The sequence below is a fragment of the Pelomonas sp. Root1237 genome, from assembly GCF_001425055.1.
Classification (GTDB): Bacteria; Pseudomonadota; Gammaproteobacteria; order Burkholderiales; family Burkholderiaceae_C; genus Pelomonas.
In genome coordinates this window covers 323,554-349,730 of the sequence record NZ_LMDK01000012.1, presented here as the reverse complement: position 1 = coordinate 349,730, position 26,177 = coordinate 323,554, and the positions used below count along the sequence as shown (strand labels likewise).

Annotated in this window: 23 protein-coding genes; 14 read left to right on the top strand and 9 right to left on the bottom strand. The window is 68.3% G+C overall.

Features of this window, described 5'->3' with window-relative positions; translation table 11 throughout:
* Positions 1-116: 116 nt before the first annotated feature.
* Both ASC91_RS09540 and ASC91_RS09535 read left to right on the top strand, forming a co-directional pair.
* A complete protein-coding gene (locus ASC91_RS09540; RefSeq protein ID WP_082532561.1) occupies positions 117-2,099 on the top strand; it encodes a S9 family peptidase in 1,983 nt (660 codons plus the stop codon).
* The gene (locus ASC91_RS09535; protein ID WP_056195644.1) at positions 2,096-4,102 is read left to right on the top strand and encodes an alpha/beta fold hydrolase; all 2,007 of its coding nucleotides are present in this window, start codon (positions 2,096-2,098) and stop codon (positions 4,100-4,102) included. Before ASC91_RS09540 ends, ASC91_RS09535 begins: the two co-directional genes overlap by 4 nt.
* Here ASC91_RS09535 and ASC91_RS09530 read toward each other — a convergent pair.
* Positions 4,092-4,967 (bottom strand): sterol desaturase family protein, encoded by an 876-nt coding sequence (locus tag ASC91_RS09530; RefSeq protein ID WP_157281394.1) that lies wholly within the window; start codon positions 4,965-4,967, stop codon positions 4,092-4,094. The genes ASC91_RS09535 and ASC91_RS09530 overlap by 11 nt on opposite strands.
* A 127-nt stretch (positions 4,968-5,094) precedes the next feature.
* On the opposite strand from ASC91_RS09530, the gene ASC91_RS09525 reads away from it, so the two are divergent.
* The 3 genes from ASC91_RS09525 to ASC91_RS09515 are packed head-to-tail and all read left to right on the top strand — an operon-like array spanning position 5,095 to position 8,462.
* Positions 5,095-6,081: an AraC family transcriptional regulator gene (locus tag ASC91_RS09525; RefSeq protein ID WP_056195641.1), complete on the top strand. Its 987-nt coding sequence runs from the start codon at positions 5,095-5,097 to the stop codon at positions 6,079-6,081.
* Complete coding sequence (locus ASC91_RS09520; RefSeq protein ID WP_056195639.1) at positions 6,078-7,061, top strand: DUF2804 domain-containing protein; 984 nt, start codon at positions 6,078-6,080, stop codon at positions 7,059-7,061. The genes ASC91_RS09525 and ASC91_RS09520 overlap by 4 nt, the downstream gene beginning before the upstream one ends.
* Before the next feature lie 57 nt (positions 7,062-7,118).
* On the top strand, positions 7,119-8,462 hold the full coding sequence (locus ASC91_RS09515) for a GGDEF domain-containing protein (RefSeq protein ID WP_056195636.1): 1,344 nt from the start codon (positions 7,119-7,121) through the stop codon (positions 8,460-8,462).
* A 25-nt stretch (positions 8,463-8,487) separates the two neighbouring features.
* Here ASC91_RS09515 and clpB read toward each other — a convergent pair whose 3' ends face one another.
* The 3 genes from clpB to ASC91_RS09500 are packed head-to-tail and all read right to left on the bottom strand — an operon-like array spanning position 8,488 to position 11,974.
* Entirely contained in the window at positions 8,488-11,079 is a 2,592-nt protein-coding gene (gene clpB / locus ASC91_RS09510; protein WP_056195633.1) for an ATP-dependent chaperone ClpB, read from the bottom strand.
* Positions 11,080-11,138: 59 nt separating this feature from the next.
* Entirely contained in the window at positions 11,139-11,504 is a 366-nt protein-coding gene (gene crcB / locus ASC91_RS09505; protein ID WP_056195632.1) for a fluoride efflux transporter CrcB, read from the bottom strand.
* Positions 11,501-11,974 (bottom strand): molybdenum cofactor biosynthesis protein MoaE, encoded by a 474-nt coding sequence (locus tag ASC91_RS09500; protein ID WP_056195629.1) that lies wholly within the window; start codon positions 11,972-11,974, stop codon positions 11,501-11,503. The genes crcB and ASC91_RS09500 overlap by 4 nt, the downstream gene beginning before the upstream one ends.
* A 112-nt stretch (positions 11,975-12,086) precedes the next feature.
* Between ASC91_RS09500 and ASC91_RS09495 the strand changes: the two genes are divergently transcribed.
* The 9 genes from ASC91_RS09495 to ASC91_RS09455 all read left to right on the top strand — a co-directional run bounded on the left by ASC91_RS09495 (position 12,087) and on the right by ASC91_RS09455 (position 21,626).
* A complete protein-coding gene (locus ASC91_RS09495) occupies positions 12,087-13,115 on the top strand; it encodes an SPFH domain-containing protein (RefSeq protein ID WP_056195627.1) in 1,029 nt (342 codons plus the stop codon).
* Positions 13,116-13,365: 250 nt separating this feature from the next.
* Positions 13,366-14,964, top strand: a complete 1,599-nt coding sequence (locus tag ASC91_RS09490) for a DUF4178 domain-containing protein (protein ID WP_056195624.1) — start codon at positions 13,366-13,368, stop codon at positions 14,962-14,964.
* Between the two features lie 22 nt (positions 14,965-14,986).
* On the top strand, positions 14,987-15,208 hold the full coding sequence (locus ASC91_RS09485) for a DUF350 domain-containing protein (RefSeq protein WP_056197177.1): 222 nt from the start codon (positions 14,987-14,989) through the stop codon (positions 15,206-15,208).
* A 98-nt stretch (positions 15,209-15,306) separates the two neighbouring features.
* Positions 15,307-16,644: a M48 family metallopeptidase gene (locus ASC91_RS09480; protein WP_082532559.1), complete on the top strand. Its 1,338-nt coding sequence runs from the start codon at positions 15,307-15,309 to the stop codon at positions 16,642-16,644.
* Positions 16,645-16,786: 142 nt separating this feature from the next.
* Positions 16,787-17,134: a YciI family protein gene (locus ASC91_RS09475; protein ID WP_056195621.1), complete on the top strand. Its 348-nt coding sequence runs from the start codon at positions 16,787-16,789 to the stop codon at positions 17,132-17,134.
* A 52-nt stretch (positions 17,135-17,186) separates the two neighbouring features.
* Positions 17,187-18,131: a PD40 domain-containing protein gene (locus ASC91_RS09470; RefSeq protein ID WP_162247759.1), complete on the top strand. Its 945-nt coding sequence runs from the start codon at positions 17,187-17,189 to the stop codon at positions 18,129-18,131.
* Positions 18,128-19,684 carry a polyamine aminopropyltransferase gene (locus ASC91_RS09465; protein ID WP_056195616.1) on the top strand — a complete coding sequence of 519 codons (1,557 nt, stop codon included), beginning with the start codon at positions 18,128-18,130 and terminating at the stop codon, positions 19,682-19,684. The genes ASC91_RS09470 and ASC91_RS09465 overlap by 4 nt, the downstream gene beginning before the upstream one ends.
* 59 nt (positions 19,685-19,743) lie before the next feature.
* Positions 19,744-20,001 carry a hypothetical protein gene (locus ASC91_RS09460; protein ID WP_056195613.1) on the top strand — a complete coding sequence of 86 codons (258 nt, stop codon included), beginning with the start codon at positions 19,744-19,746 and terminating at the stop codon, positions 19,999-20,001.
* A gap of 38 nt (positions 20,002-20,039) precedes the next feature.
* Positions 20,040-21,626: an FAD-dependent oxidoreductase gene (locus ASC91_RS09455; RefSeq protein ID WP_235531924.1), complete on the top strand. Its 1,587-nt coding sequence runs from the start codon at positions 20,040-20,042 to the stop codon at positions 21,624-21,626.
* Here the strand turns inward: ASC91_RS09455 and speD are convergent.
* The 5 genes from speD to ASC91_RS09430 are packed head-to-tail and all read right to left on the bottom strand — an operon-like array spanning position 21,584 to position 26,177.
* Positions 21,584-21,970: an adenosylmethionine decarboxylase gene (speD, locus tag ASC91_RS09450; RefSeq protein WP_056195611.1), complete on the bottom strand. Its 387-nt coding sequence runs from the start codon at positions 21,968-21,970 to the stop codon at positions 21,584-21,586. The genes ASC91_RS09455 and speD overlap by 43 nt on opposite strands.
* A 1-nt stretch (position 21,971) precedes the next feature.
* Entirely contained in the window at positions 21,972-22,229 is a 258-nt protein-coding gene (gene moaD / locus ASC91_RS09445) for a molybdopterin converting factor subunit 1 (protein ID WP_394326315.1), read from the bottom strand.
* A complete protein-coding gene (gene glp / locus ASC91_RS09440) occupies positions 22,226-23,434 on the bottom strand; it encodes a gephyrin-like molybdotransferase Glp (RefSeq protein ID WP_056195608.1) in 1,209 nt (402 codons plus the stop codon). Before glp ends, moaD begins: the two co-directional genes overlap by 4 nt.
* Positions 23,427-24,818, bottom strand: a complete 1,392-nt coding sequence (gene thrC, locus ASC91_RS09435) for a threonine synthase (RefSeq protein ID WP_056195605.1) — start codon at positions 24,816-24,818, stop codon at positions 23,427-23,429. The genes glp and thrC overlap by 8 nt, the downstream gene beginning before the upstream one ends.
* 12 nt (positions 24,819-24,830) lie before the next feature.
* Complete coding sequence (locus ASC91_RS09430; RefSeq protein ID WP_056195603.1) at positions 24,831-26,177, bottom strand: homoserine dehydrogenase; 1,347 nt, start codon at positions 26,175-26,177, stop codon at positions 24,831-24,833.

The following is a 26,177-nucleotide window of genomic DNA, read 5'->3' as shown; positions in this document are numbered from 1 at the left end:
CATGCAGTGCCGGCACTCCCGCGCCATGGTGAGGATTGCCATCACACGCAGGCTGCCTACGCCACGCCCTCCCCTATGCTGCGCGCCGCTGTCAACGAAGCAGTGCAGGGAGCGATATGGAGATTTTGAAGTGCTGGGCCGGCGTCGTTGCCGGCCTTTTGCTGTCCGTCAGCGCCGCGCAGGCGGCTTCACCGCCCGCCGAGGTGTTCTTCGGCGATGCCGACATCGGCGAAATCGCGCTGTCGCCCTCGGGCAAGCGGCTGGCCATCACGACCGCCAAAGGCGCCAAGCGCGTCGGCCTCGTCGTCCTGGAACTGGCCGCCGGTGGCAAGCTGACGCGAGCCGTGCAATTCGGCAAGGAGGACGTCACCCACGTCCATTGGGTCAACGATGAGCGGCTCGTCTTCAGCCTCACGGACCTCAGTGGCGAAAACTGGCGGCCGCCGGGCCTGTTCGCCGTGAACGCGGACGGCACCGGGCTGCGAAAGCTCATCGAGCGCGACAACCGCTTCGGGATCAACAAGGGGGAGCCTGACTACAGCTTGCTGGACTGGAGCCACAGCCTGCGCCTGGTGCCCGAGCCACGGCCCGGTGAACCCAATGAAGAAGTGCTGGTGACCTCCTACTCGCGCCGCACCCAGGCGCTGTTGTGGCTGAACACTCGCACGGGCATGACGCGCGATGTCGCCGTTCAGGCACCGGCCGACAACATCCAGCAGTGGCTGGTCGACGCCAGCGGCGCGCCCCGCGCCGCAGTGAGCTTCACGAACGACCGTCTGCAGGCCTACTGGCTCAAGCCGGGCAGCACGCAATGGGAGCAGCTCTACGACACGACGGTGCTGAAGCAGCCCTTCAGGCTCCAGGACGTCGACAGCAAAGGCACGCTCTACGTCACGCACGTGCCCAAAGGAAGACCGCAAGGCGTGTTGGCGCGCTATGACGTCCAAACGAAAGCGCCCGTTCAGGCCGCCATCGTGGCAACGCCTGGCTTCGATTTCGCCGGCCACCTGATCACCGAAGGCGGCACCGTGCTGGGCGTGCGGGCGCTGGTGGACAGCGAGGCGACGGTCTGGCTGGATGAACGCATGGCCAAGTTCCAGCAGCAGGCCGACAAGCGCCTGCCGGGCTTCATCAACCGCATCAGCTGCCTTCGCTGCGGCCAGCAGGACATGGTGGCCATCATCAAGTCCTACGGCGATCACGACCCCGGCAAGGTCTGGCTCTACCTGGGTAAACCGCCCGACGGAGAACCGCACTGGCGCTCCATCGGCCGGGTGCGCGAGGCGGTCACCCCCGAGCAGATGGCGACGATGGATTTCAAGACCATCAAGGCCCGTGACGGACGCGAACTGCCGGTGTGGATCACGCGCGCCGACGATGCCAAGGGGCCGCGCCCGGCCGTTGTGCTGGTGCACGGCGGGCCTTGGGTGCGGGGCCATGTCTGGGAATGGGACAAATGGGGGCAGTTCCTGGCCTCGCGCGGCTACGTCGTCATCGAGCCGGAGTTCCGCGGCAGCGCCGGCTACGGCGAGGAGCACCTGCGCGCCGGCTTCAAGCAATGGGGCCAGGCCATGCAGGACGACGTGACCGACGCGCTGCGCTGGGCGCAGAAGGAAGGGTTGGCCAACGAGAAGGCCTGCATCATCGGCGCCAGCTACGGCGGCTACAGCACGCTGATGGGCCTGGCCAGGGAACCCGACCTCTACCGCTGCGGCGTGGCATGGGTGGCCGTGACGGACCTGGAGCTGATGGTTCAGGGGTCGTGGTGGGTGAGCGATGACAGCAGCATCGCCCGCAAGCTGACCCTTCCCGAAATGGTCGGCGACCCCAAGCAGGATGCCGCCATGCTGGCCGCCAACTCACCGGTGAAGCTGGCCTCGCGCATCAAGGCGCCGGTGCTGCTGGCCTACGGCGAGGCAGACCTGCGCGTGCCCATCGTGCATGGCAAGCGCATGCGCGACGCCCTGAAGGCGGCCGGCAATCCGCCGGAATGGGTCAGCTACCCCGAAGAAGGCCATGGCTTCGGCAAGCCCGAGAACCGATTGGACTTCGCCCGCAGGGTGGAGACCTTTCTCGCCAAGCATTTGGACCAGCCATGAAGCAGCGCCTGCTCGCTCCACTGATCCTGCTGGCCGCGCTCGCCTCGGCGAACCCGGTCCTGGCCGCGCCGCCGCCAGTCGAGGCCTTCTTCAAGGACCCCACCATCGTCGAGGCCGTGCTGTCGCCGTCGGGCCGCAAGCTCGCCGTGAGGAGCACCTTCGGCGGGCCGCGCGTCGGCCTCGGGGTCTTCGACCTCAACCCTGGCGGCAAGCCGATGCGCACCGCGCAGTTCAATGATGGTGACATCTCGCAGGCCTACTGGGTCAACGATGACCGCCTGGTCTTCAGCGTCACGGACCTGTCCGATGGCAGCGGCCGCCCCAATGGCGCGCCTGGCTTGTTTGCAATCAACCCCGACGGCAACCAGATCCGACAGTTGGTGCGGCGCATGGGGCGGCCATTCTTCACTGACGGCAGCCGGCAGGATCGTCTGCTGGACTGGAACCACCGCCTGCTGGCCGTGCCGCGGCCACAACCGAACGAGGTCAACGAAGAGGTGTTGCTGGCCGAGTTCACGCCCGACGAGCGCCACCTGGAAACGCCGTTGTGGCTCAACACCCGCACCGGCCGCACGCGGCTGACCGGCGTGAACGCCCCACCCGACACCGTGGGCTGGGTGACCGACAGCCGCGGCGAGCTGCGCGTCGCGCTGACGCGCCGCGACGGCCGGCGAGGCGCCCTGTGGCGCGGCCCGGGCCGCCAGGACTGGCAGCCCTTGTACGAGAGCGATCTGCTGAACGCGCCCTTCGGCATCAACGCCGTCGACGATGCCGGCCGGCTCTATGTGACGCACACCCAGCGCGGCAGCGAAACGGTGCTGAGCCTGTACGACTTCGAACGTCACGCGCCAGACCCCAAGCCCCTGGTCGTGACACCGGGTTTCGACTTCAACGGTCGTGTGCTCAATGACGCCGCGGGCACTGCCCTGGGCGTGCGTGTCACGACCGACGCCGAGACGACGGTCTGGCAGAACGCCGCCATGCAGGCGCTGCAAAAGGCGGCGGACGAGCGCATGCCGGGCCGCGTCAACAGCATCAGTTGCCGACGCTGTGGCCAGGCCGATGTCGTGGCGCTGGTGCGCTCCTACAGCGACCGCGAGCCCGGCCAGTTGTGGCTCTACCAGGCCCAGCCGCCCGCGGGCGAATCAGTCTGGCGCCCCGTGGGCCGCATGCGCAACGCGATCGAGCCGTCCGAGATGGCACAGATGGACCTGCACCGCATCAAGGCACGCGATGGCCGCGATTTGCCTGTCTGGGTCACGAAGAACGCCGAGGCCACAGGTCCGCTGCCGGCCGTCGTTCTCGTACACGGTGGACCCTGGGTGCGCGGCAATGCCTGGGGTTGGCATGCCTATGCGCAATTCCTGGCCTCGCGAGGCTACGCCGTGATCGAGCCGGAGTTCCGCGGCAGCACCGGCTACGGCCGAGACCATTTCCGCGCCGGCTTCCGCCAGTTCGGCCAGGCCATGCAGGACGACGTGGCGGACGCTCTGCGCTGGGCGCAGGAACAGAAGATCGCCAGCGACAAGGCCTGCATCGCCGGCGCCAGCTACGGCGGCTACAGCACGCTGATGGGCCTGATCAAGGACCCCGAGCTCTACCGCTGCGGCGTGGCCTGGGTGGCCGTGACCGACCTGGATCTGTATGTGGCGGGGTCCTGGTGGGTCCGCGATGACATCCCCGAGTGGGGCCGCCAGTTCCAGCTGCGCGACATGGTGGGCGACCCGGAGAAGGACGCCGCCCTCATCGCCGCCCATTCACCCGTCAAGCAGGCGGCGCGCATCAAGGCGCCCGTGCTGCTGGCCTTCGGCGAAGCCGACCTGCGCGTGCCGCTGGCCCACGGTGAGCGCCTGCGCAAGGCCATGCGCGAGGCCGGCAACGAGCCGGCCTGGGTGACCTACCCCGGCGAAGGCCATGGCTTTGCGGTGCTCAAGAATCGCGTCGATTTCGCCGAGCGCATGGAGGCTTTCCTGGCCAAATACCTGGGCCCGACTAGCCCTTGAACCCGTTGTAATGCCGCCGCCACTCCGGCGGCCTCCATAGGTGGGCCAGGCGCATGCCCCAGGTCTTCTCCTGGGCCATGTCGTGGAACATCGCCCGCCACTCGTGCGCATTGAGCCAGAACAGGTTGTGTGTGTAAAAGGGGTGCTCCAGGCCGTAGTCGACCGCCGCCTCTTCGGGCACGAAAGTGCCAAAGAGGCGGTCGAAGACGATCAGCGTGCCGCCGAAGTTCTTGTCGATGTATTGCGGGTTGCGGCCGTGGTGGGCGCGGTGGTGGGACGGCGTGTTGAAGATGAACTCGAACCAGGCCGACATCTTGCCGACCCAGCCGGTGTGCACGAAGAACTGGTAGCCCAGGTTGAGCGACAGCGCGAACAGCACCCAGCGAGGCTCGAAGCCCAGCCACACGGCCGGCAGGTAGAACAGCCAGTTGCCCGCAATCGGATAGAACCAGCTCTGGCGCAGCGCGGTGCCGAAGTTCATCTTCTCCGAGCCGTGATGCACGACATGGGCACACCAGAACCAGCGGATGCGGTGGCTGCCGCGGTGGAACCAGTAATAAAGGAACTCGACGAGCAGGAACAGGCCGATGAAGCGCCAGACGGTCACGTCCACGGTGAAGAGGCGGTGGTCATGGACCCAGCCCATGGCCGGCAACACCAGCACGACGAGCAGCACCAGGTCGGCAACCAGGTAGCTGCCGCCGCTGTTCATGCTGTCAAAGGTGTCCCAGAGGTCGAAGACGCCGGTCCTGCGGAAGCGCCAGGCCTCCATCGCGATGAAGACGCCGAAGACGGGTGACAACATGACCAGCGTCAGGTCGCGCCAGTCGCCGTGGCGGTGGTAGAGGTCGAGCAGCCAGTCCATGCCGCCATGTTGATCCGAAACGGCCAGGCTTTCTTGACGGCAAAACCCGGGTTTTTGACGGATCACGCCACGCCTGGGGAGATCACGCAGAGGACGGTGGCCGGCACTGCTGCATCATCGACCGGCCGTGGATGAGACCCGTGTCGCCGCCAGTTATGTCCAGTTGCTCTTCGAGCACATGGGCGCGCTCGGCTGTGCCGAAGCCCTTGGCACACCGCCGGCGCCGGCCGAGACCTTTGTCGCGCTGCGCCGCTGGCAGGCGCTGCTCGAACGGGCACGCGACCTCGACCCCGGCCCGAAGTCGACCTTCCCGCTGCGCCTGGCCCGCGGCATCGCGCCGCGGCACTTCGGCGTCGTCGGCTTCGCGGCGCTGGCCTGCGGTACCTTGGGCGAGGCCCTGTTGCGGCTGGAGCGCTATCACCGCTCGGTCTATGACGTGAACATCGCCCAGGTCCACCCCTGCCCCGAGGGCATCTGCATCGAATGGGGCGTGGAGCGCGGCCGCCCCGGCGCCCTGGTCGACGAGACCGCCATCGCGGCCCTGGTGCAGCTGACGCGTGAGTTCACGGGCAGGCCGGTGCGCGCACTGGCGGTGGATTTCGTCAACCGCCACCCGGCCGACGTGCGGCCCTACGAGGACTTCTTCGGCGGCCCGGTGCGCTTCGATCAGCCCAGCACACGCCTTGTGCTGGCGTTGCGCGACCTCGCCCTGCCCTTGCGCGGCGCCGACGCGGCCCTGCTGGCGCTGCTCGACGATCAAGCCGAACGCCTGCTGCAGGAGGTGGCTGCCATCAGCGAGCCGGTCGGCGTCTGGCGCCAGGCCCTGGTCGGCCTGATCCGCAGTGGCCGCACCCAGCTGCCCGATCTGGCGCTCAGCCTGCAGATGAGCCCGCGCAGCCTGCAGCGGCGGCTGGCCGAACAGGGCCAGAGCTTCCAGGCCCTGCTGTCGCAGACTCGCCAGCAACTGGCCGAGGCCTATCTGCGCGACCCCGGCGTCGAGTTGGCCGAAGTGGCTCTGCTGCTCGGCTATTCCGAGCAAAGCGCCTTTACGCGCGCCTTCCGGCAGTGGACAGGCCAGGCGCCGCTGCAGTGGCGCAGACAGCATTCACGATGAACCCGGCTCCCCAAACCGTCGTCACCCATGGCGCGCCGGCCATGGGCCGCTATGCCGGCCGCATATCGCGCATCGATTGGTCACCCATGCGTGAGCGCCGCTCCTGGCTCTGGCACAAGCTGCATCACAAGCGCTGGCATTACGTTGGCCTGGGCAATGAGCAGCTCTTCATCGGCGTCGCCATCGTCCACCTCGGCTGGACCTGCACGGCTTTCGCCTACCTCTTCGACCGCCGTCGCCGCACCTTGCTGGCCAACTGGCGCCAGGACGGCCTGCCGGGATTGCAGGCCGGTGTATCCGACGCGCCGCTCGCCGGCGCCCGCACCTGGTTCCGCGGCCCAGGCGCGCGTCTGACGCTCTGCCACGAGCCGGACGACAGCCTGCGCCTCACGGTCGCCACGCGCGCGCTGCGCATCCAGGCTCGCCTGGACCTCGGCCTCATGGCGCCCCCGCTGCTGGCCATCGGCTCGGTCGACGGCGGCATCGTCCATGCGACGCAAAAGACCACCGCCCTGCCCGTGCAAGGCTGGGCCGAGGCCGAGGGCCATCATTTCGGCCTGGATGGCGCCTGGGCGGCGGTCGACGCGTCCAATGGCCTGCTCGCCCGCAACACCGCCTGGCGCTGGGCCAGCGCCCACCGCGCCGACGCCGGCTTCAATCTGCAGCAGGGCTATTTCGGCGGGCAGGAGAACGTGCTGTGGCTGGACGGCATGCCGATCGCGCTGGCCGACGCGCATTTCGACTTCGACCCCACCCAGCCGTTGCGGCCGTGGCGGGTGCACACCGACGACGGCCTGCTTGACCTGGTCTTCACGCCTGAAGGCGCACGTGCCGAGGACCGTGACCTCCTCGTCGCCGCCAGCCACTACGTTCAGCCCATCGGCTGCTTCGCCGGCACGGTGCGGGCCGGTGCCGGCGCACCGGCGCGCCGCATCGACGGCCTGCTGGGCGTGACCGAGGACCACCGCTCCCGCTGGTGATACGTCACGCTCGGGCTCGGCAGGTCGGTTCAAAGACCGGGGCGGGTCGATACAGTCATGGCGCATCTCCAGTCGCCCCCCCACGTGCCCCACGCCACCACACCCACACGCAACCTCGCGGCCGGCATTGCGCTGACCGTGGCACTGGTGCTGGCGCAGGCCTGGCTGCCCGAGCGCAGCATCGACCTCGCGGCCCCCGGTGCGGTGAGCAACCTGTTCCTGATCACCGCGGGCGACGCACCGGGCGAGCCCCCCGTGCAGTGGGTCGATTTCGAACGCCGCCGCTGGGTTTGCCGCTATCCCGCGAACAGCCCTTCGCAATCGTGTGGCATCACCCTCGTGCTGAGCGGCGACGACCCGGCCCGCGGCAGGAACCTGAGCGGATTCGACAACCTGGAGATGGACCTGGCCTACCAGGGCAGTGCCGCTCATCTGCGCGTGGCCCTGCGCAATTTCGACCCGCGCTTCTCCAAGCTGACCGACGGCAACAGCTCCCGCATGCAGTCGATCAACCTGAGGGGGCGCGATGTCACCGGGCCGGTCACCCTTGAACTTTCCGAGCTGACCGTGCCCGAGTGGTGGATCACGCAGTTCGACCTGCCGCGCGAGTTCAACCGGCCCAGTGTCGAGAACGTGACGAGCCTGTCCATCGACGTGGCGGACGGCCTCGCCGGCCAGAACCACGAGCTGGAGCTGCGCCATCTCACGCTCAAGGGGCCGTGGATCGCCCGCGACACCCTCTACCTCGGCCTGCTCTGCGCCTGGCTGCTGGCGGCCGGCACCGTGGTGGGCCGGCACTGGCGCGCGCTGCGGCGCAGCCATCTGCGCCAGCAGCGCGAGATCGACGCGTTGACGGCACGCACCCGCCTGCTGCGCGTCGAGCAGGACAAGCTGCGCCGCCTGGCCACCATCGACGAGTTGACCGGGGTGCTCAACCGGCGCGGGCTGGAGTCAGCGCTGGAGGACTTCGAGGCCGAATCGGCCGGCGTGGCGCTCGTGCTGCTCGACATCGACCACTTCAAGCACATCAACGACCGCTGGGGCCACCCCGTCGGCGATGAGGTGCTGCGCCGCATGGCCGCCATCGTGTCGGCCAATCTGCGCACGAGTGACGTCATCGGTCGCTGGGGCGGCGAGGAGTTCCTCGTCGCCTGCCAGGGCCGCCATGCCGACGACGCGGTGCGGCTGGCGGAGAAGCTGCGCGATGCCGTGCAACGCGGCAACTTCGACGCCAAGGGCCGTTTCGGCATCACGGCGAGTTTCGGCGTTGCGCTGGCACCGCCCGGGGCGTCGACCCACCGCGCCTTCAAGCGGGCCGACGCGGCCCTCTACCGCGCCAAGGCCGCCGGTCGCAACCGCGTCGAACTCGACACCACGCACGACGCCGTCACCACGCTCTGAGCGTGGCGGGCGCCGCGCACGCCGCTCAGTGCACGACGCGCCCGAACGAGAACTCGCCGCCCTCGACCTGCACCGGGATGACATCCTTCGGGCCGAAGCGCCCCTGGAGGATGAGCTTGGACAGCGGATTCTCGACGCGCTGCTGGATGGCGCGCTTCAGCGGCCGGGCGCCGAAGACGGGGTCGAAGCCGACCTTGGCCAGTTCGTTCAGCGCCGCCTCGCTGATGTCCAGCTTCATCTCCATCTTTTCCAGGCGCGCCTCGAGCAGCCGCAGCTGGATGCGGGCGATGGACTTGATGTGGTCGGCGCCCAGCGCGTGGAAGATGACCGTCTCGTCGATGCGGTTCAGGAACTCGGGCCGGAAGTGGGCCTTGACCTCGCCCCACACGGCCTCGCGGATGACCTCGTCCTTCTCACCCGACAACGCCATGATGTGCTGGGAGCCGAGGTTGGATGTCATCACGATGACGGTGTTCTTGAAGTCCACCGTGCGGCCTTGGCCGTCGGTCAGGCGGCCGTCGTCCAGCACTTGCAAGAGCACATTGAACACGTCCGGGTGGGCCTTCTCGACCTCGTCAAGCAGCAGCACTGAATAGGGCTTGCGGCGCACGGCCTCGGTCAACGTGCCGCCTTCCTCGTAGCCGACATAGCCGGGGGGCGCGCCAATGAGGCGGCTCACCGAATGCTTCTCCATGAACTCGCTCATGTCGATGCGCACCATGTGGTCGTCGCTGTCGAACAGGAAGCCGGCCAGGGCCTTGCACAGCTCGGTCTTGCCAACGCCGGTGGGGCCGAGGAACAGGAAGCTGCCCAGCGGCCGGTTCGGGTCGCTCAGGCCGGCGCGTGAGCGGCGGATGGCGTCGGACACGGCCTGGATGGCCTCGTCCTGGCCGATGACGCGATCGTGCAGCTTGGCTTCCATCTGCAGCAGCTTCTCGCGCTCGCCCTGCATCAGCTTGGAGACCGGAATGCCGGTAGAGCGCGCCACGACCTCGGCGATCTCCTCGGCACCCACCAGCGTGCGCAGCAGTTGCGGCCTGTTGGTGCCGGCCTTGCCGGCCTCCTTGGCCTGGGCCTCCTTGAGCTGCTTCTCCAGCTCGGGGAGCTTGCCGTACTGCAACTCGGCAACCTTGTTGAAGTCGCCCTTGCGCTTCCATTCCTCGATGTGCTGGCGGGCGCGATCGATCTCTTCCTTGACGTGGGCCGAGCCCTGGGCCTGGGCCTTCTCGGCCGTCCAGATCTCTTCCAGGTCGTTGTACTCGCGCTGCAGCTTCAGCAGCTCGTCCTCGATGAGGCCGAGGCGCTTGATGGAGCCTTCGTCCTTTTCCTTCTTGACCGCCTCGCGCTCGATCTTGAGCTGGATCATGCGGCGGTCCAGCCGGTCCATCGGCTCGGGCTTGGAGTCGATCTCGATCTTGATCTTGGCCGCGGCCTCGTCGATGAGGTCGATGGCCTTGTCGGGCAGGAAGCGGTCGGTGATGTAGCGGTGGCTCAGCTCGGCCGCGGCAATGATGGCCGGGTCGGTGATCTCCACGCCGTGGTGGACCTCGTACTTCTCCTGCAGGCCGCGCAGGATGGCGATGGTGGCCTCCACCGTCGGCTCGTCGACCAGCACCTTCTGGAAACGGCGCTCCAGGGCCGCGTCCTTCTCGACGTATTTGCGGTATTCGTCCAGCGTCGTCGCGCCGATGCAGTGCAACTCGCCACGCGCAAGAGCGGGCTTGAGCATGTTGCCGGCATCGATGGAGCCCTCCGACTTCCCGGCGCCCACCATGGTGTGGATCTCGTCGATGAAGAGGATGGTCTGGCCGGCGTCCTGGCTGACCTCCTTCAGCACGCCCTTGAGGCGCTCCTCGAAGTCGCCGCGGTACTTGGCGCCGGCCAGCAGCAGGGCCATGTCCAGCACCAGCACGCGCTTGCCCTTCAGCGAATCGGGCACCTCGCCGTTGATGATGCGCTGGGCCAGGCCCTCGACGATGGCCGTCTTGCCCACGCCCGGCTCGCCGATCAGCACGGGGTTGTTCTTGCTGCGGCGCTGCAGCACCTGGATCGTGCGACGGATCTCCTCGTCGCGGCCGATGACGGGGTCGAGCTTGCCCATGCGGGCGCGCTCGGTCAGGTCCAGCGTGTATTTCTTCAGCGCCTCGCGCTGGCCCTCGGCCTCGGCCGACTCGACCTTCTGGCCGCCGCGAACCGCCTCGATGGCGGACTCCAGCGACCGGCGCGTCAGCCCATGGCCGCGCACGACGCCGGCCAGGTCGGTCTTGGCCTCGGTCAGCGCCAGCAGGAACATCTCGCTGGCAATGAACTGGTCACCGCGCTTGGTGGCTTCCTTCTCGGCCGCCTGCAGCAGGGAAACGAGATCGCGCCCGGCCTGCACGGTCTGGCCCGAGCCGCTGACCTGGGGCAGGCCAGCCATCAAGCCGTCCAGCGCCGTGCGCAGGCCGCCGGCATTGACGCCGGCGCGTTCCATCAAAGCGCGCGGGCCTTCATCCTGGGCCAGCATGGCCGCCAGCACGTGGACGGGCTCGATATAGGGGTTGTCGCGGGCCAGGGCCAGGCTCTGGGCCTCACCCAGGGCCTCCTGGAAGCGGGTGGTGAACTTGTCGGCACGCATGGTGGGAATCCTCCGGTTGCCAAGCCAAGTGGGCGCCAGCCGGCGCTTTTCAAGTTGAGCTAGATCAAGGCCTGCACGAGACGCATCCCCAGCCACGCGGCAAAAAGCGCTCCCAGCACGTGGGCCAGCGTATGGGCAGCAGCCATGCCCAGCTCGCCATGCCGCAACAACGCCAGCGACTCGCCCGAAAAGGCTGAAAACGTCGTCAGCCCGCCGAGGAAGCCCGTCACCAGCAAAAGTTTCAGCAATTCGTTCGGATGGCGGCCCAGCCACTCCAGCGCAACGCCGATCAACAGGCCCCCCACGAGGTTGACCAGCAGCGTACCGAGCGGGAAACCGGCCCAACGGGTGTTGAACAGCAGGCCGGCCTGCCAGCGAGTCAGCGCGCCCAAGGCGGCGCCTATCGAAACTGCCAACGCATTCACAGGGCATTCCCCCCGGCAATCCCCCAACGCGCCAGCGCCTCGTCGTCCGCCACCCGGGCATCCACCCAGTGCGCGCCGTCCGGCGTGTGCTCCTTCTTCCAGAACGGCGCCTGGGTCTTCAAATAGTCCATCAGGAATTCGCAGGCCTGGAAGGCCTGCCCTCGGTGGGCGCTGGTGACGAGCACCAGCACGATCTGGTCGCGGGCCTGCAGGGTGCCGACGCGGTGGATGACCTTGGCGGCACGGATGTCGAAGCGGGCCATGGCCGCGTCGACCATGGCTTCGATGGCCGCCTCCGTCATGCCCGGGTAGTGTTCCAGCTCCATCGCCGACACTGCCGCGCCGCTGCTGTGCTCGCGCACGGTGCCGACGAAGGCGACGACGGCACCGACGCCGCCATCCCCCATCCGCAGGGCGGAGGTTTCGGCGCCGACGTCAAAGTCCCCGGACTGGATGCAAACTCTGGGCATGACAGAGATTCTCACCCTGGCGCGCGGTGAGATTCACATGTTTGGCCGTTGAAGTCTGAGCCCGCCGCCGGATACTTGCCCCTCATTTCTTCTCACGCAGCCAGGAATCGACATGGCCCTGATGGATTTCATCAAGAAACAGTTCATAGACGTCATCCAGTGGACGGAGGACGGCGATGGCGTGCTGGCCTGGCGCTTCCCGATGTCCGGCATGGAAATCCAGAACGGCGGCCAGCTCGTCGTGCGGGAATCCCAGGTCGCGGTCTTCGTCAACGAGGGTCAAGTGGCCGACGTCTTTGGCCCCGGCACCCACAAGCTGACGACCCAGACCCTGCCGGTGCTGACCTACCTCAAAAACTGGGACAAGCTCTTCGAGTCGCCCTTCAAGAGCGACGTCTACTTCTTCAGCACGCGCCAGCAGATCGACCAGCGCTGGGGCACCAGCCAGCCGGTCGCCATCCGCGACAAGGACTTCGGCGCCGTGCGCCTGCGCGCCTTCGGCAACTATGCCTACCGCATCCTGGACCCCAAGGTCTTCCACAGCCAGATCTCCGGCACGCGCGAGCGCTACACGGTGCAGGACCTGGACGGCCAGCTGCGTGGCCTGATGCTGCAGCACATCAGCGACGCCGTCGCCAGCAGCGGCACGCCCTTCCTGGACCTGGCCGCCAACCAGGTCGAGTTCGCTGCCGCGCTGAAGAACGCAACTGCCGAGTCCTTCTCGGCCATCGGTCTGGAGCTGATCTCGGTGACGATGCAGAACGTGTCCCTGCCCGAGGAGCTGCAGAAGATCCTCGACCAGCGCATCGGCATGGGCATCATTGGCCAGAACATGGGCCAGTTCATGCAGTACCAGGCCGCGCAAGCCCTGCCCGAGATGGCCAAGGGCGGTGGCGACGGCGGTGGCATCGCCGGCCAGGCCGTGGGCCTGGGCGCCGGCGTGGCCCTGGGCCAGACGCTGGCGCAGACGCTGGGCCAGGGCCTGGCCGGCGTCGGCACCGCAGCGCCCGCACCGGCGGCCAGCAAGCCCGAAGACATCGTCTCGCTGCTGGAAAAGCTCGGCGACCTCAAGGCCAAGGGCATCCTGACCGACGAGGAATTCGCCGCCAAGAAGGCCGATCTGCTGAAGAAACTTGGCTAGGGCCTGTGAACACTACGGCAGCAGACCGCGTTGTGGCCAGAAAGCCCGCGAGCAAGGCGCGAAACGAGGCTTGGGTAGGCCCCAAGCGAGGCTTCGCAACGCCGCGCGCGGGTTTTCTGGCCGCAACCCGCAGGGAAGGCCATCCGCCCGGGGCCACTCCGCGTTGCACCGCTTGCCCGCACATCAGTGCGGGCGGCGCGGTACGCCTTGATTGGCCCCGGGCGGATGGCCTTCGCGGCCTACTTCCGTAGTGTCCACAGGCCCTCAGGCGCCAGCCGCCCAGCGTCGCTGGCGCGCCGCCTGCCCCAACTGCGGCGCGCCGGTCGAGTTCGCGAGCGCGGCTTCTGCGAGTGCCGTCTGCGGCTTCTGCCGCAGCACCTTGCTGCGCGACGGTGAGGCGCTGAGCCAGATCGGCCAGAGCGCCGAGATCTTCGAAGACTATTCGCCGCTGCAGCTCGGCACGACCGGCCGCTGGATGGGCCGCAGCTTTGCCGTCGTCGGCCGCGTGCAGCGTGGCTCGGAGCTGGGCAACTGGAACGAATGGCATCTGTTCTTCGACACCGGTGCCGACGCACCCCGCGTGGCCTGGCTCAGCGAGGACAACGGCCAGTTCGTCCTCAGCCTGGAAGCGCCACTCGCTGAAGCTCCGCCCGAAGCCCCCGCCCTCGGCCAGCCGCTGACGCTGGCCGGCCAGCGCTGGCAGGTGGCCGCCATCGTCGAGGCGGCGCTGCGTGCGGCCGAAGGCGAGCTGCCACGGCCGCCCAAGCCGGGCCGCGTCATCGAGCTGCGCAACGACAAGGGCGAGGTCGGCAGCCTGGAATACCGCGACGGCCAGCCACCGGTCTGGTCCGTTGGCCGCAATGTGCTTCTCGCCGACATGGCCTTGCAGGGCCTGCGCACCACGGCCGAGGGCGAGTCGGTCGCGGAAGCCAAGTTCAAGGGCCGGGCCATCGCCTGCCCGAGCTGCGGCGCACCACTGGAGCCCAAGCTCACGCAGACCAAGAGCATGGTCTGCGCCCAGTGCAATGCCGTCGTCGACTTGCCGGAGGGCGAATCCAAGGCCCTGGGCTTCACCCCGCAGGATCGCGGCCTGCCGCCGCTGATTCCGCTGGGCCGCACCGGCACGCTGGCCGTTGACGGCGGCAAGCCCGAAGCCTGGCAGGTCGTGGGCTACCAGGAGCGCTGCGACATCCCCGAGGACGCCGACGACGAGCAGAGCTTCTGGCGCGAATACCTGCTCTACAACCGGCTGGCGGGCTTTGCCTTCCTAGTCGACACCCGCGAGGGCTGGAGCCTGGTGCGCACCCTCACCGGCGCGCCCACCTCGGGCCGCGGCGGCGTCAGCTGGCAGGGGCGCGACTATGCGCAGCGCTGGGTTTACGGCGCCAAGACGACCCATGTACTGGGCGAGTTCTACTGGCCCGTGCGGCTGGAAGACCGCGTCCAGGTCACCGACTACATCACCCGCGACGGCCAATTCCTGCTGAGCCGCGAGCAGCAGGGCCCCGAGATCACCTGGAGCGGCGGCAGCCCGGTGCCGGCCGACACCGTGAAGACGGCCTTCAACCTGGTGGCACCGGCCGTCCAGTTCGCACGTGACACTTCCGCCTTCAAGAGCGGCGGCAACCTGCTGCGCAACATCATCATCGCCCTGTTCGTCATCGTGCTGTTGTTCGCGCTGATGCGCGCCTGCTCCAGCGACGACTGCCAGCAGTACAAGAACAGCTTCGGCGAGAACAGCAATGAGTACCGCCAGTGCCGCGCCAGTTCGCGCGGCAGCGGCGCCTATATCGGCAACAGCGGCGGCAGCTACGGCGGCTACAGCAGCGGTGGCGGCGGCCACAAATGAACTCAACTCATTGGAGAGCACCATGACCCTCGACTGGCTCAAGCCCGAAATCGTCCTCGGCTCCATGATGTACGCCATCATCGGCGTCGTCATCTTCTGGGTCTCCTTCGTCATCGTCGACAAGATCACGCCCTACAAGCTGTGGGAAGAGATCGTCGAGCACAAGAACATCGCGCTGGCCATCGTCGTTGGCGCGATGTGCATTTCCATCGGCAACATCGTCGCGGCGGCCATCCACGGCTGAAGCCGTCCATCCTGCCCTGCACGCAGCCTGTCGCACGGCGCCTCCGGGTGCGGTGAGCGTCGCCACAATCGCGCGCCGCTTCAAATCAGGAGGCCTTGATGAAGACATGGTTGACCGCAGCCACCCTGGCGCTCAGCCTCACGCTGGCCCACGCCGCAGACGATGCCGCGCAGGCCCAAGCTCAAGCTCAGAAGGCCGATGCCACCGCCCAGGCCTCGGGCTTCAAGATCCGCCCCGTCGACGATGCCTGGCGCGCCGCCCTGCCGCGCGATGCCGAGGCCGCCACCCAGGCCTATATGGACCGGCTGCCCGCCGACGTGGTCGCCAAGTCCGATGCCTACTACACCGGCGGCTACTGGCTGCAGCTCTGGGAGATGCTGTTCGGCCTCGTCGTTGCGGCCATCCTGATGAGCGGGCGCCGCGCGGCGCGCCTGCGCGACCGGGCCCTGCGCGTCGGCGGCGGGCCGGTGCGGCGCGACATGCTGTTCGGCGCGACCTATGTGCTCGCCTCGGCCGTCATCACCCTGCCACTGGCCCTCTACAGCGGCTGGTGGCGCGAACAGGCCTATGGCATGTCGACGCAGACCCTGCTGGCCTGGCTGGGCGAGGCGGCTCTCTCACAAGGCCTCGACATGCTGATGATGGGCATCGTTGTCGCCGGGCTGTACGCCGTGATCCGTCGTGCCGGCGAGCGCTGGTGGATCTGGGGCACAGCCGCTGGCATTGCCGCCCTCATCGTGCTGATCGCCATCTCGCCCGTCCTCATCCAGCCGCTCTTCAACACCTACAAGCCGGTCGAGGACGGCCCCGTCAAGACGGCCGTGCTGCAGATGGCCCACGCCAACGGCGTGCCGGTGGACAACGTCTACGTCTTCGACGCCTCCCGGCAGACGACGCGCATCAGCGCCAATGTGTCCGGCATGCTGGGCTCGGCCGCCGTGCGACTGAACGACAACCTGCTGCGCCGCACCTCCGAGGCCGAGATCCGCGCCGTCATGAGCCATGAGCTGGGCCACTATGTGATGAACCACATGGCCAAGAACATCGCGATGCTGACGCCGCTGCTCTTCGTCGGCTTCGCCGTCGCGGCCTGGGCCATGAAGCGCCTGCTGGCGCGCTTTGCCACCGCCACCGGCGTGAGTCGCATCGACGACGTGGCCGGCCTGCCGATGCTGGTGGCCGTGTTCTCGATCTTCTTCACGCTCGCCATGCCCATCAACCACACCATCACCCGCGTCCAGGAGATCGAGGCCGACCGCTTCGGCCTGAACCTGTCGCGCGAGCCGCACGGCTTTGCCGAGGCGCAGCTGCGACTGGTGGAGTACCGCAAGGCCGACGCCGGTGCGCTGGAGGAGTTCGTGTTCTTCCACCACCCGACCACGCGCAACCGCATCCTGGATGCGATGCGCTACCGCGAAGCGATGGGCACGCCGTGACGTGAAGCCCTCGTCCAAGGAGTACCTTGGCCGGTCTCCCGAGGGGACGGCGATGCTTGCGGTATTGAACCGCAAGCACATCGCCAGCGCGGGCCGGCCAGATGAACTGGAGTCGGATGGCCTCAATACAAAGACAACTGCAATGCCATCGACCCATGACTTCGCCGCACTGACCGCCAACGCCCTCGAGGACTGGACGCTGTTCGCCATCCGCTTTCACGACAAGCCAGGCGCCGGCGAATTGCGGCGCCAACTGCTGCAGGCTCATCTGGAATGGGTAGCCGCGAACGCCGCCCAGGTGCGTGCAGCCGGCTCACTGCGCGAATCACCTGAGGCAACACCAGTTGGCGGCCTGTGGGTGGTGCGTGCACCGGACAAGGCCGCCGTCGAGGCGCTGATCGCGACCGACCCCTTCACCACCGGCGGCCTGCGCGCCGGCTGGGACATCTATTACTGGAGCAAGGCCCTGCCTCAGCCGGTTTCTTTCTAGCGCGATGGATGGGCGAAACTCGCGGCCCGCCGAACGACCGCACAGGCCAGCCATGAAACTCTCCGTCCGCCACCTCGCCACGGCCATGTTCCTCGCCATCGCCCTGCCCGTTTCGGCCGCCGATGCACCACCCGACGTGGCCATCTTCGTCGCACGGCTCGACGTCGCCACGGGCAAGGTCAGCGACACCCGCAACATCACGCCCGGCAAGGGCAACAACTTCCAGCCGGCCTTCACCCACGACGGCTCGGCCGTCGTCTACACCTCGGGCCGCACCGGTTCAAACAACATCTACCGCCACGACCTTGCCAAGGGCACGACCGTGGCCGTCACCGCGACGACCGAGAACCTCTACTCGCCGACGCCGCTGGTCGACGGCAACGGCTTCTCGGCCATCCGCGTCGTCACCGCCGATCCGGCCTACGGCATCGAGGTCAACGAGCCGTCCCTGTGGCTGTTCGGCTGGGACGGCAAGCCCGTCGCACCCGTGGTACCGACCAAGCGCATCGGCTACCACGCCTGGGTCAACCCCGACCAGTTGGCCGCCTTCATCGTCGACGACGTGCCGGAGCGCAACAACCACCGGGCTGTGCTCATCAGCCGCACCACCGGCCAGCAGACGCTGCTGACCGCCAAGCCCGGCCGGTCGCTGGGCCGCACGGCCGACGGCAAGCGCGCCCTCTTCGTCGACCAGACCGACCCGGCCCACTGGCGCATCTGTGCGATGGGCGCAGCTGACAAGGCGCCGCAGGTGCTGGTGGAGACGCCCGTCGGCCCGGAGGGCGAAAAAGACGCCAACCGCAGCCAGTACTTCGTGGCCCTGCCCGATGGCTCGATGCTGATGGCGCGCGGCAATCTGCTGCTGCGCTGGGATGGCAAGCTGGGCGGCAGCTTCCAGGCCTTTGCCGAACTCGCCGACCTGGGCGGCGCCATCCGCAACATCGCCGCCAGCCCGGACGGCAAGCGGCTGGCCTTCTCGGTGCTGCTCAAGCCGTGACCGAGCAGCAGTCCACCGCTCGCGCTTCACTGGCCGAGCTGCTGCTGCTCGCCAGCGTCTTCGTCATCGCCGCCTGCGGCCTGGTCTACGAGCTGGCGGCCGGCGCGCTGGCCAGCTATCTGCTTGGCGACTCGGTGCTGCAGTTCTCCACCGTCATCGGCGTCTATCTCTTCGCCATGGGCCTGGGCTCCTGGCTGTCGCGCTTCGTGGAGCGCCAGCTCGTCGGCGTCTTCCTGCAGGTGGAGCTGCTCGTTGGCGTCATCGGCGGCCTGATGCCGGCGGGCCTGTTCGCCGTGCACAGCCTGCTGCCGCCGGGCGAAGGTGCGGCCTTCAAGACCCTGCTCTACGCGCTGGTGCTGCTCGTCGGCGCCCTGGTCGGGCTGGAGATCCCGCTCGTCATGCGCATCCTGAAGCGCCACTTCAGCGCTCGCTATGGCCTGAAAGACCTGGTCTCGCAGGTGCTGACCTTCGACTACCTTGGCGCCCTGCTGGTCGCGCTGGCTTTCCCGCTGGTGCTGGTGCCTCAGCTCGGCCTGGTGCGCACGGGCATCGCCTTCGGCCTGCTGAACGTGGCCGTCGCGGTCTGGGCACTGTGGATCTTTCGCGCCGAGCTGCGCGCGCGCCGCAGCCAGGCCATCGCCTGCGGGCTGTCGGCCGTGCTGCTGCTGGCCGCCCTGCTCGGCGCCGATGCGCTGACGCGCTGGTCCGAGGAACGCTTCTACGGCGAGCACATCGTCTTCAAGCAGAGCAGCGCCTACCAGCGCATCGTCGTCACCGATGGCGGCGGCGGCACGCGGCTCTTCCTCAACGGCAACCTGCAATTCCACTCGCGCGACGAGTACCGCTATCACGAGGCCCTCGTGCATCCCGCCATGGCGGCCCAGGGGGCCCCGAAGCGCGTGCTGGTGCTCGGCGGCGGCGACGGCATGGCCGTGCGCGAGATCCTGAAGTACTCGAGCGTCGAGCAGGTGACGCTGGTGGAGCTGGACCCATTGATGACCGGCCTGTTCACGACCAACCCCAAGCTCGCGGCGCTCAACGGCCATTCGCTGTCGTCGCCCAAGCTGCGCATCGTCAATGCCGATGCCTTCGGCTGGCTGGAACAGCACGCCGAGGTTTTCGACGTCATCGTCATCGACTTCCCCGACCCGTCCAATTTCGCCCTCGGCAAGCTCTACACGGCCAGCTTCTACGAGCTCGTCGACCAGCACCTCAGCGCCGCCGGTTACGCCGTCGTGCAGACCACCTCGCCGCTGATCGCGCGGCGCAGTTTCTGGACCGTCGTCACGACACTGGAATCGGTCGGACTTACCGCCACGCCCTACCACGCGCATGTGCCGAGCTTTGGCGAATGGGGCTTTGTGCTGGCCTCGCGGCGGCCCTTCCGGCAGCCAGCGGCCTTCCCGCCCGGCCTGCGCTTCCTCAGCCCGCAGAGCCTGCCCGCTCTCCTCGACTTTCCGCCCGACATGGCGCGCGTACCGACCGAGGTGAATCGCCTCAGCAACCAGGTGCTGGTGCAAGAGTTTGAAACCGAGTGGGGCCAGGTTCACTAGGCGCGCCTTTTGCCGGAAGATCGGCTCGCCGGCAAAAGACGCTGGCGCAGGAGCCACCCATGCAGACTGCCACCCTGAAGCCCGAAGCCCTGGCCCAGGTCGACCTGCCCTCGACGCCGCCCGGCACCGATGCCAGGAATATTGACAGCATCTATGACAACCTCGTCCACGGCGTCGGCCACGAGCATGTGACCGAAGCCAATGTCGAAGCGCTGATGCAGCGCGCCGCGGCCGACCACCACCCGGTATTGGCCGAAGAGCTGCGCGAATGGCGCTCAAACAGTGATGGCGACGATGTGAAGCCCGTGGCGAGCTGACGGGCGAGGCGACGGCGCAGGCTGCTACCCTGCCGCCCTTGCGCCCGCCCCAGCCCTCTTTTTCCCGCGTCGAAACCACCGGCCCCTCCCGCCGGGCGCTGTTGCTCGGCCTGCTGGCCGGCGGCTGCACGCCCGACGCGCCGGCCCTGCAGGGCGGCTGGGTCGGCACCCATCCCGAGCGCGGCCATCGGCTGCGGGGCGAAAGACCGAAGGCCGACGGGCCGCTGAAGACCACGGGCGTGCTCATCGTCGGCGCTGGCGTCGCCGGCCTGGCCTGCGCGCGTGCGCTGGCCCGGCGCGGCATCGACGACTTCGCCCTGCTCGACCTCGAAGACCAGGCCGGCGGCAACAGCCGTGGCCACGTGCTGGCCGGCGCGCCCTGCCCCCTCGGCGCTCACTACCTGCCACTGCCCGGCGCCCAGGCGCGTGAAGTCAATGAGCTGCTGCACGAGCTGGGCCTGGCCCGCGAGCAACTCGGCCGCACAGTCTGGGACGAGCGCCACCTCTGCCACAGCCCACAGGAGCGCCTCTTTATCGACGGCGAATGGCGCGAGGGCCTGCTGCCGCCGCCGGAGGGCGCCGCGTCGCTGGCGCAGTACAGGCGCTTCTCGGTGCTGGTCACCCAGGCGCAACGCGAGCTCGGCTTTGCCATGCCCAGCCACCGCGCCCGCTGGACCGCCGGCCATGCCACGCTCGACGCCCAGACCTTCGCCACCTGGCTGGACACCGCCGGCCTGAATGACACCCGGCTTCGCTGGTATCTCGACTACTGCTGCCGCGACGACTTCGGCGCCGGGGACAGCACCGTCTCGGCCTGGGCCGGTCTGCACTATTTCGCCAGCCGCCATGGCTTCCATGCGCCCGGTGACGAGGCGGCCGAGCGCGAGCCGGTGCTGACATGGGCCGAAGGCAATGGCTGGCTCAGCACCCACGTCGCCGCGCCGCTGCGCGAGCGCATCAACCTGGGCCGCACGGTGTTGCGCGTGACCGAGCAGCGCCAGGGCGTCGAACTGCTGGCCTGGAACGAGGCGACCGGCGCGCCCGAACGCTGGACCGCCCGCGCCATCGTCATGGCCACGCCGCTGTTCGTGTCGGCCCGGCTGCTAGACGCGCCGCCCGATGCGCTGCGTTCGCTGAAGCAGGCCCACGCCCCCTGGCTGACGGCCAGCATCGCGCTTCGCGAGCCGCTGCTGCAACGCCCCGGCGCGCCACCCTCCTGGGACAACGTGCGCTATGGCAGCGCGGCCCTGGGCTATGTCGACGCGCGTCACCAGTCGCGCGATCCGACGCCGCGCCCGCCGGTGCTGACGGCCTACCTCGCCCTGCCCGAAAGCCAGCGTGGCGAGCTGCTGAAGCAGCCCTGGCAGCACTGGGCCGGGATCGTCACCCAGGAGCTGGCCCAGACCCACCCGGACCTGCCGGCCAAGCTCGAGCGCATCGACCTCTGCCGCTTCGGCCATGCGATGAGCATCCCCGCACCTGGCCTGCGCGGCTCGGCCGAGCTGGCCGCGCTGAACGCCCAGCGCGGCCGCGTCGTGTTCGCACACAGCGACCTGGCGGGGTACTCGGTCTTCGAGGAGGCCTACACGGCCGGCGTCGAGGCGGCCGCGCGGCTCAGCCTCTGAACTGCCGTCTCGCGCGGCGCGAACGCCTTCAGCAAGGCATCGAGCAGGGCCTCGGCCTTGGCGCTGTTGTCGGCGCCGTAGTTGCAGACATAGACGTCCAGCGTCACGCCGCCCAGTTCCGGCCAGGTGTGCACGGCCAGGTGGGATTCGGCCAGCAACACGACGCCGGTGACGCCGCTCTGCTCGTCCTTGGGTGCGAAACGGTGGAAGAGTTCGGCGACGCCGGTGAGCCCTGAACGGGTCACTGCGTCGCGGCACAGCGCGGCGAGCGCGTCGGCGTCGCGCATGACCGCCAGCGCCGGGTCGACGCCGTGCAGGTCGGCCGTCAGATGCAGGCCCTGCACGTCAGCCTCCAGTGACGGGAGGAAAGAAGGCCAGCTCGTCGCCGTCCGACAGTACGGCAGATTCGGCGCACATCTTCTGGTTCAACGCCGCGCGCACTGCGCGACCACATGCCAGAGCCTCAGCATGGATGCCACCACGTGCCTGCAGCGACTCGCGCGCCACGGCGACGGTGCTGCCCTCAGGCAAGGTGATCGCTTCGCCCTCGCCCAGCTTCTCGCGCAGCGACGCAAAGAACCGCAGTCGGACCGTGATGCTCACGCCAGCAGCTCCGCGAACGGAATGAAGCGCACCGCGTCGCCCGCCTTGAAGGCCTGGCCGGGCGGGTTATCGAGCAGGCCGTCGGCCCAAAACGCCGAGGTCAAGACGCCGCTGCTCTGGTTGGAGAACATCGCCAGGCCGCCCTCTTCGTCCAGACGCACCCGCAGAAACTCGCGGCGTTTGTCGGGCTTGGGCCAGTCGAAGCCGGCCGCCAGCCGATAGCCCCGCGGCGTCAGGCGCGCAGCGCCTTGCAACTTCAGCAGGAAGGGCCGCACGAGGACGAGGAAGGTCACCAGGCTGGAAACCGGGTTGCCGGGCAGACCGATGAAGTGGGCAGCGCCGACGCGGCCATACGCGAACGGCTTGCCGGGCTTGATCGCGATGGCCCACAGGTCGAGCTGGCCCTCAGCCTGCACGGCGGGGCGCAGATGATCTTCCTCGCCGACGGACACGCCCCCCGAGGTGAGGATGACGTCGGCCTGGGACGCCGCTTCGCGCAGCGCGGCGCGGGTTGCATCGAGGCGGTCGGGCACGATGCCAAGGTCGATGACCTCGCAGCCCAGGCTTTCGAGCAGGGTCCGCAGCGTGAAGCGGTTGGAGTTGTAGATGGCACCGGGCGGCAGCGGCTCGCCGGGCATGACGAGTTCGTCGCCGGTGGAGAACAGTGCGACACGCGGTCGGCGGGTGACGGTCAGCTCGGCGGCGCCAGCGGTCGCGGCCAGCCCGACGGAGACCGCATCCAGCCGCGTGCCGGCCGGCAGCACGACCGAACCGGCGCGCACGTCCTCGCCACGCAGGCGCACGTTGGCGCCAGCGGTGATGGGCTGGGTCATGCTGACCTTGTCGCCCACCAGCTCGGTGAACTCCTGCATGACGACGGTGTCCGCACCCGGTGGCACATGGGCGCCCGTGAAGATGCGCGCCGCCTCGCCGGGTGGCAGCGGTGCGGGCACGCTGCCAGCGGGAATGCGCTGCGTGACAGGCAATGCCTGGCCCGCATCGGCGGCGCGCAGCGCATAGCCGTCCATCGCCGAGTTGTCGGCCGGTGGCACGTCCACCGGCGAGATCAGGTCCGCGGCCAACACACGGCCAACCGCGGCGCTGGTGGCCAGCGTCTCGCGCCCGGCCAGCGGCTGGATCTGCGCCAGCAGCGCGGCCAGCGCCTCGTCCAGCGGGATCAACGGCTTCCTGGGGGCTTCAGACATTGGCGTGAATGTAGGCCTTCACCTGGCCTACATCGGCCGGCATGACCTTCACGCGTTTGGGGAGTTCTTCGATGCCTTCCAGCCCGGCGGGCCGCGGCGGCTCGATGGCCAGGGCCTCGTGGATGGTTGCCGCGAACTTGGCCGGCAGGGCCGTCTCCAGCACCAGCATCGTGACGTTGGGATCGCGCTTCTCCAGCGCCACCTTGAGGCCGTCGGCGGTGTGCGGGTCGATGATGACGCCGTGCTCGGCATGGCAGCGGCGGATGGTTGCCACACGGTCGGCATGCGTGCTGCGGCCGGACACGAAGCCGAAGCCGGCGATGTCGGCATGCTCGCCGCCGCCCAGCTCGAACTGGCTGGCGCCGAAGTGCTGCTTCACGCGACCACCGTCGCGGCCGAGCAGGTCGAAGACGAAGCGCTCGAAATTGCTCGCCTTGGAGATGTCCATCGACGGGCTGGACGTCTCGTGCGTGTCGGCCGTGCTGCGCGGGCGGTAGGCGCCGGTGCGGAAGAATTCGTCCAGCACATCGTTCTCGTTGGTCGCGACGACCAGCTGCTTGATGGGCAGGCCCATCATGCGCGCCACGTGGCCGGCACAGACGTTGCCGAAGTTGCCGCTCGGCACCGTGAAACTGATCTTGTCGGCGTTGCTCTTCGTCGCCTGGAAATAGCCGGCGAAGTAGTAGACGACCTGGGCCAGCAGGCGCGCCCAGTTGATGGAGTTGACCGTGCCAATGCGGTGCTCGCGCTTGAAGGCGAGGTCGTTGGACACGGCCTTGACGATGTCCTGGCAGTCGTCGAATACGCCATCGATGGCGATGTTGTGGATGTTCTCGTCTTGCAGGCTGAACATCTGCGCCTGCTGGAAGGGGCTCATGCGGCCGTTGGGGCTGAGCATGAAGACATTGACGCCCTTTTTGCCGCGCATGGCGTACTCGGCGGCGCTGCCGGTGTCGCCCGAGGTCGCGCCCAGGATGTTGAGCGTCTCGCCGCGACGGCCGAGTTCGTACTCGAACAGCGCACCCAGCAGTTGCATGGCCATGTCCTTGAAGGCCAGCGTCGGGCCGTTGGACAGGCCTTGCAGCGCGATGTGGTCGCCCAGCCAGGTCAGGGGCGTGATGGCCTCGGTGCCGAAGACCTCGGCCGTGTAGACGCGGCGCGTGATGGCATGCAGGTCGTCGGCCGGGATGTCGTCGATGTAGAGCGACAGGATCTCGAAGGCGAGGTCCGCATAGGCCAGGCCGCGCCAGCGCGCGAGCGTGGCGGCGTCGACTTTCGGGTAGACCTTGGGCAGGTAAAGGCCGCCGTCGGGAGCGAGGCCTTCGAGCAGGATGTCGGAGAAGCCGCGCTCGGTCTGGTCGCCGCGGGTGGAGATGTACTTCATGTCAGTTCAGGCTCAGGCGAGCTCTTCCTTGCGGATGCGGACGATGGGGGCAAGCACGGTGGGCAGGCCCTGCATCTTGGCCAGGGCCTCGTTCATGCGGCCTTCCACGGTGTCGTGCGTCAGGATGATGAGGTCGGTTTGGCGCTCGCCTTCGCCCGACTCGCGCTGCAGCACGGCATCGATGGAGATGTCGTGCTCGGCCAGGATGGTGGTGATGCGCGACAGCACGCCGGGCTGGTCGGCCACCACGAGGCGCAGGTAGAAGGCGGTGTGCACGTCGGCCATCTCGAGGATGGGCGTGTCGCTCATCGCGTCGGGCTGGAAGGCGAGATGGGGCACGCGGTGATCGGGGTCGGCCGTGTGCAGGCGGGTCACGTCCACCAGGTCCGCGACGACGGCCGACGCGGTCGGCTCCGCGCCGGCACCCTTGCCGTAGTACAGCGTCGTGCCGACGGCATCGGCCTGCACGACGACGGCATTCATCGCGCCTTCGACATTGGCGATCAGGCGGCTGGACGGGATCAGCGTGGGATGCACGCGCAGTTCGATGCCGCTGGTCCCGGCAGGGACCCCATTTCCATCCATGCGGCGGCGCGTGATGCCCAGCAGCTTGATGCGGTAGCCGAGCTGCTCGGCGTACTTGATGTCGGTGGCCTGCAGGCTGCTGATGCCCTCGACGTGGGCCTTGTCAAACTGCACCGGCACGCCGAAGGCGATGGCGCTCATCAGGGTCAGCTTGTGGGCCGCATCCACGCCTTCGATGTCGAAGGTCGGGTCGCTCTCGGCATAGCCCAGGCGTTGCGCTTCCTTCAGCACGGTGGCGAAGTCCAGGCCCTTGCCGCGCATCTCCGACAGGATGAAGTTGGTGGTGCCGTTGATGATGCCGGCGATCCACTCGATGCGGTTGGCCGTCAGGCCTTCGCGCAGCGCCTTGATGATGGGGATGCCGCCGGCCACGGCCGCCTCGAAGGCGACGACGACGCCCTTCTCGCGCGCCGCTTCGAAGATCTCCGTGCCGTGCACGGCCAGCAGGGCCTTGTTGGCGGTGACGACATGCTTGCCGTTGGCAATCGCCTGCAGCACGAGGCTGCGGGCCGGCTCGATGCCGCCGATCAGCTCGACGACGATGTCGATGGCCGGGTTGTTGACGAGCTGCTGCGCGTCGCCGACGCAGGGCACGCCGTCACCGACGATGGCCTGATAGGCCTTGGCGCGCTCGGCGTTGCGGGCGGACACCATCGCGATCTCGATGCCCCGGCCGGCGCGGCCGCGAATCTCGGCCTGGTTGCGCTGCAAGACGTGGAAGGTGCCGGCACCGACGGTGCCGAGGCCGATCAGGCCAACTTGAATCGCTTTCAT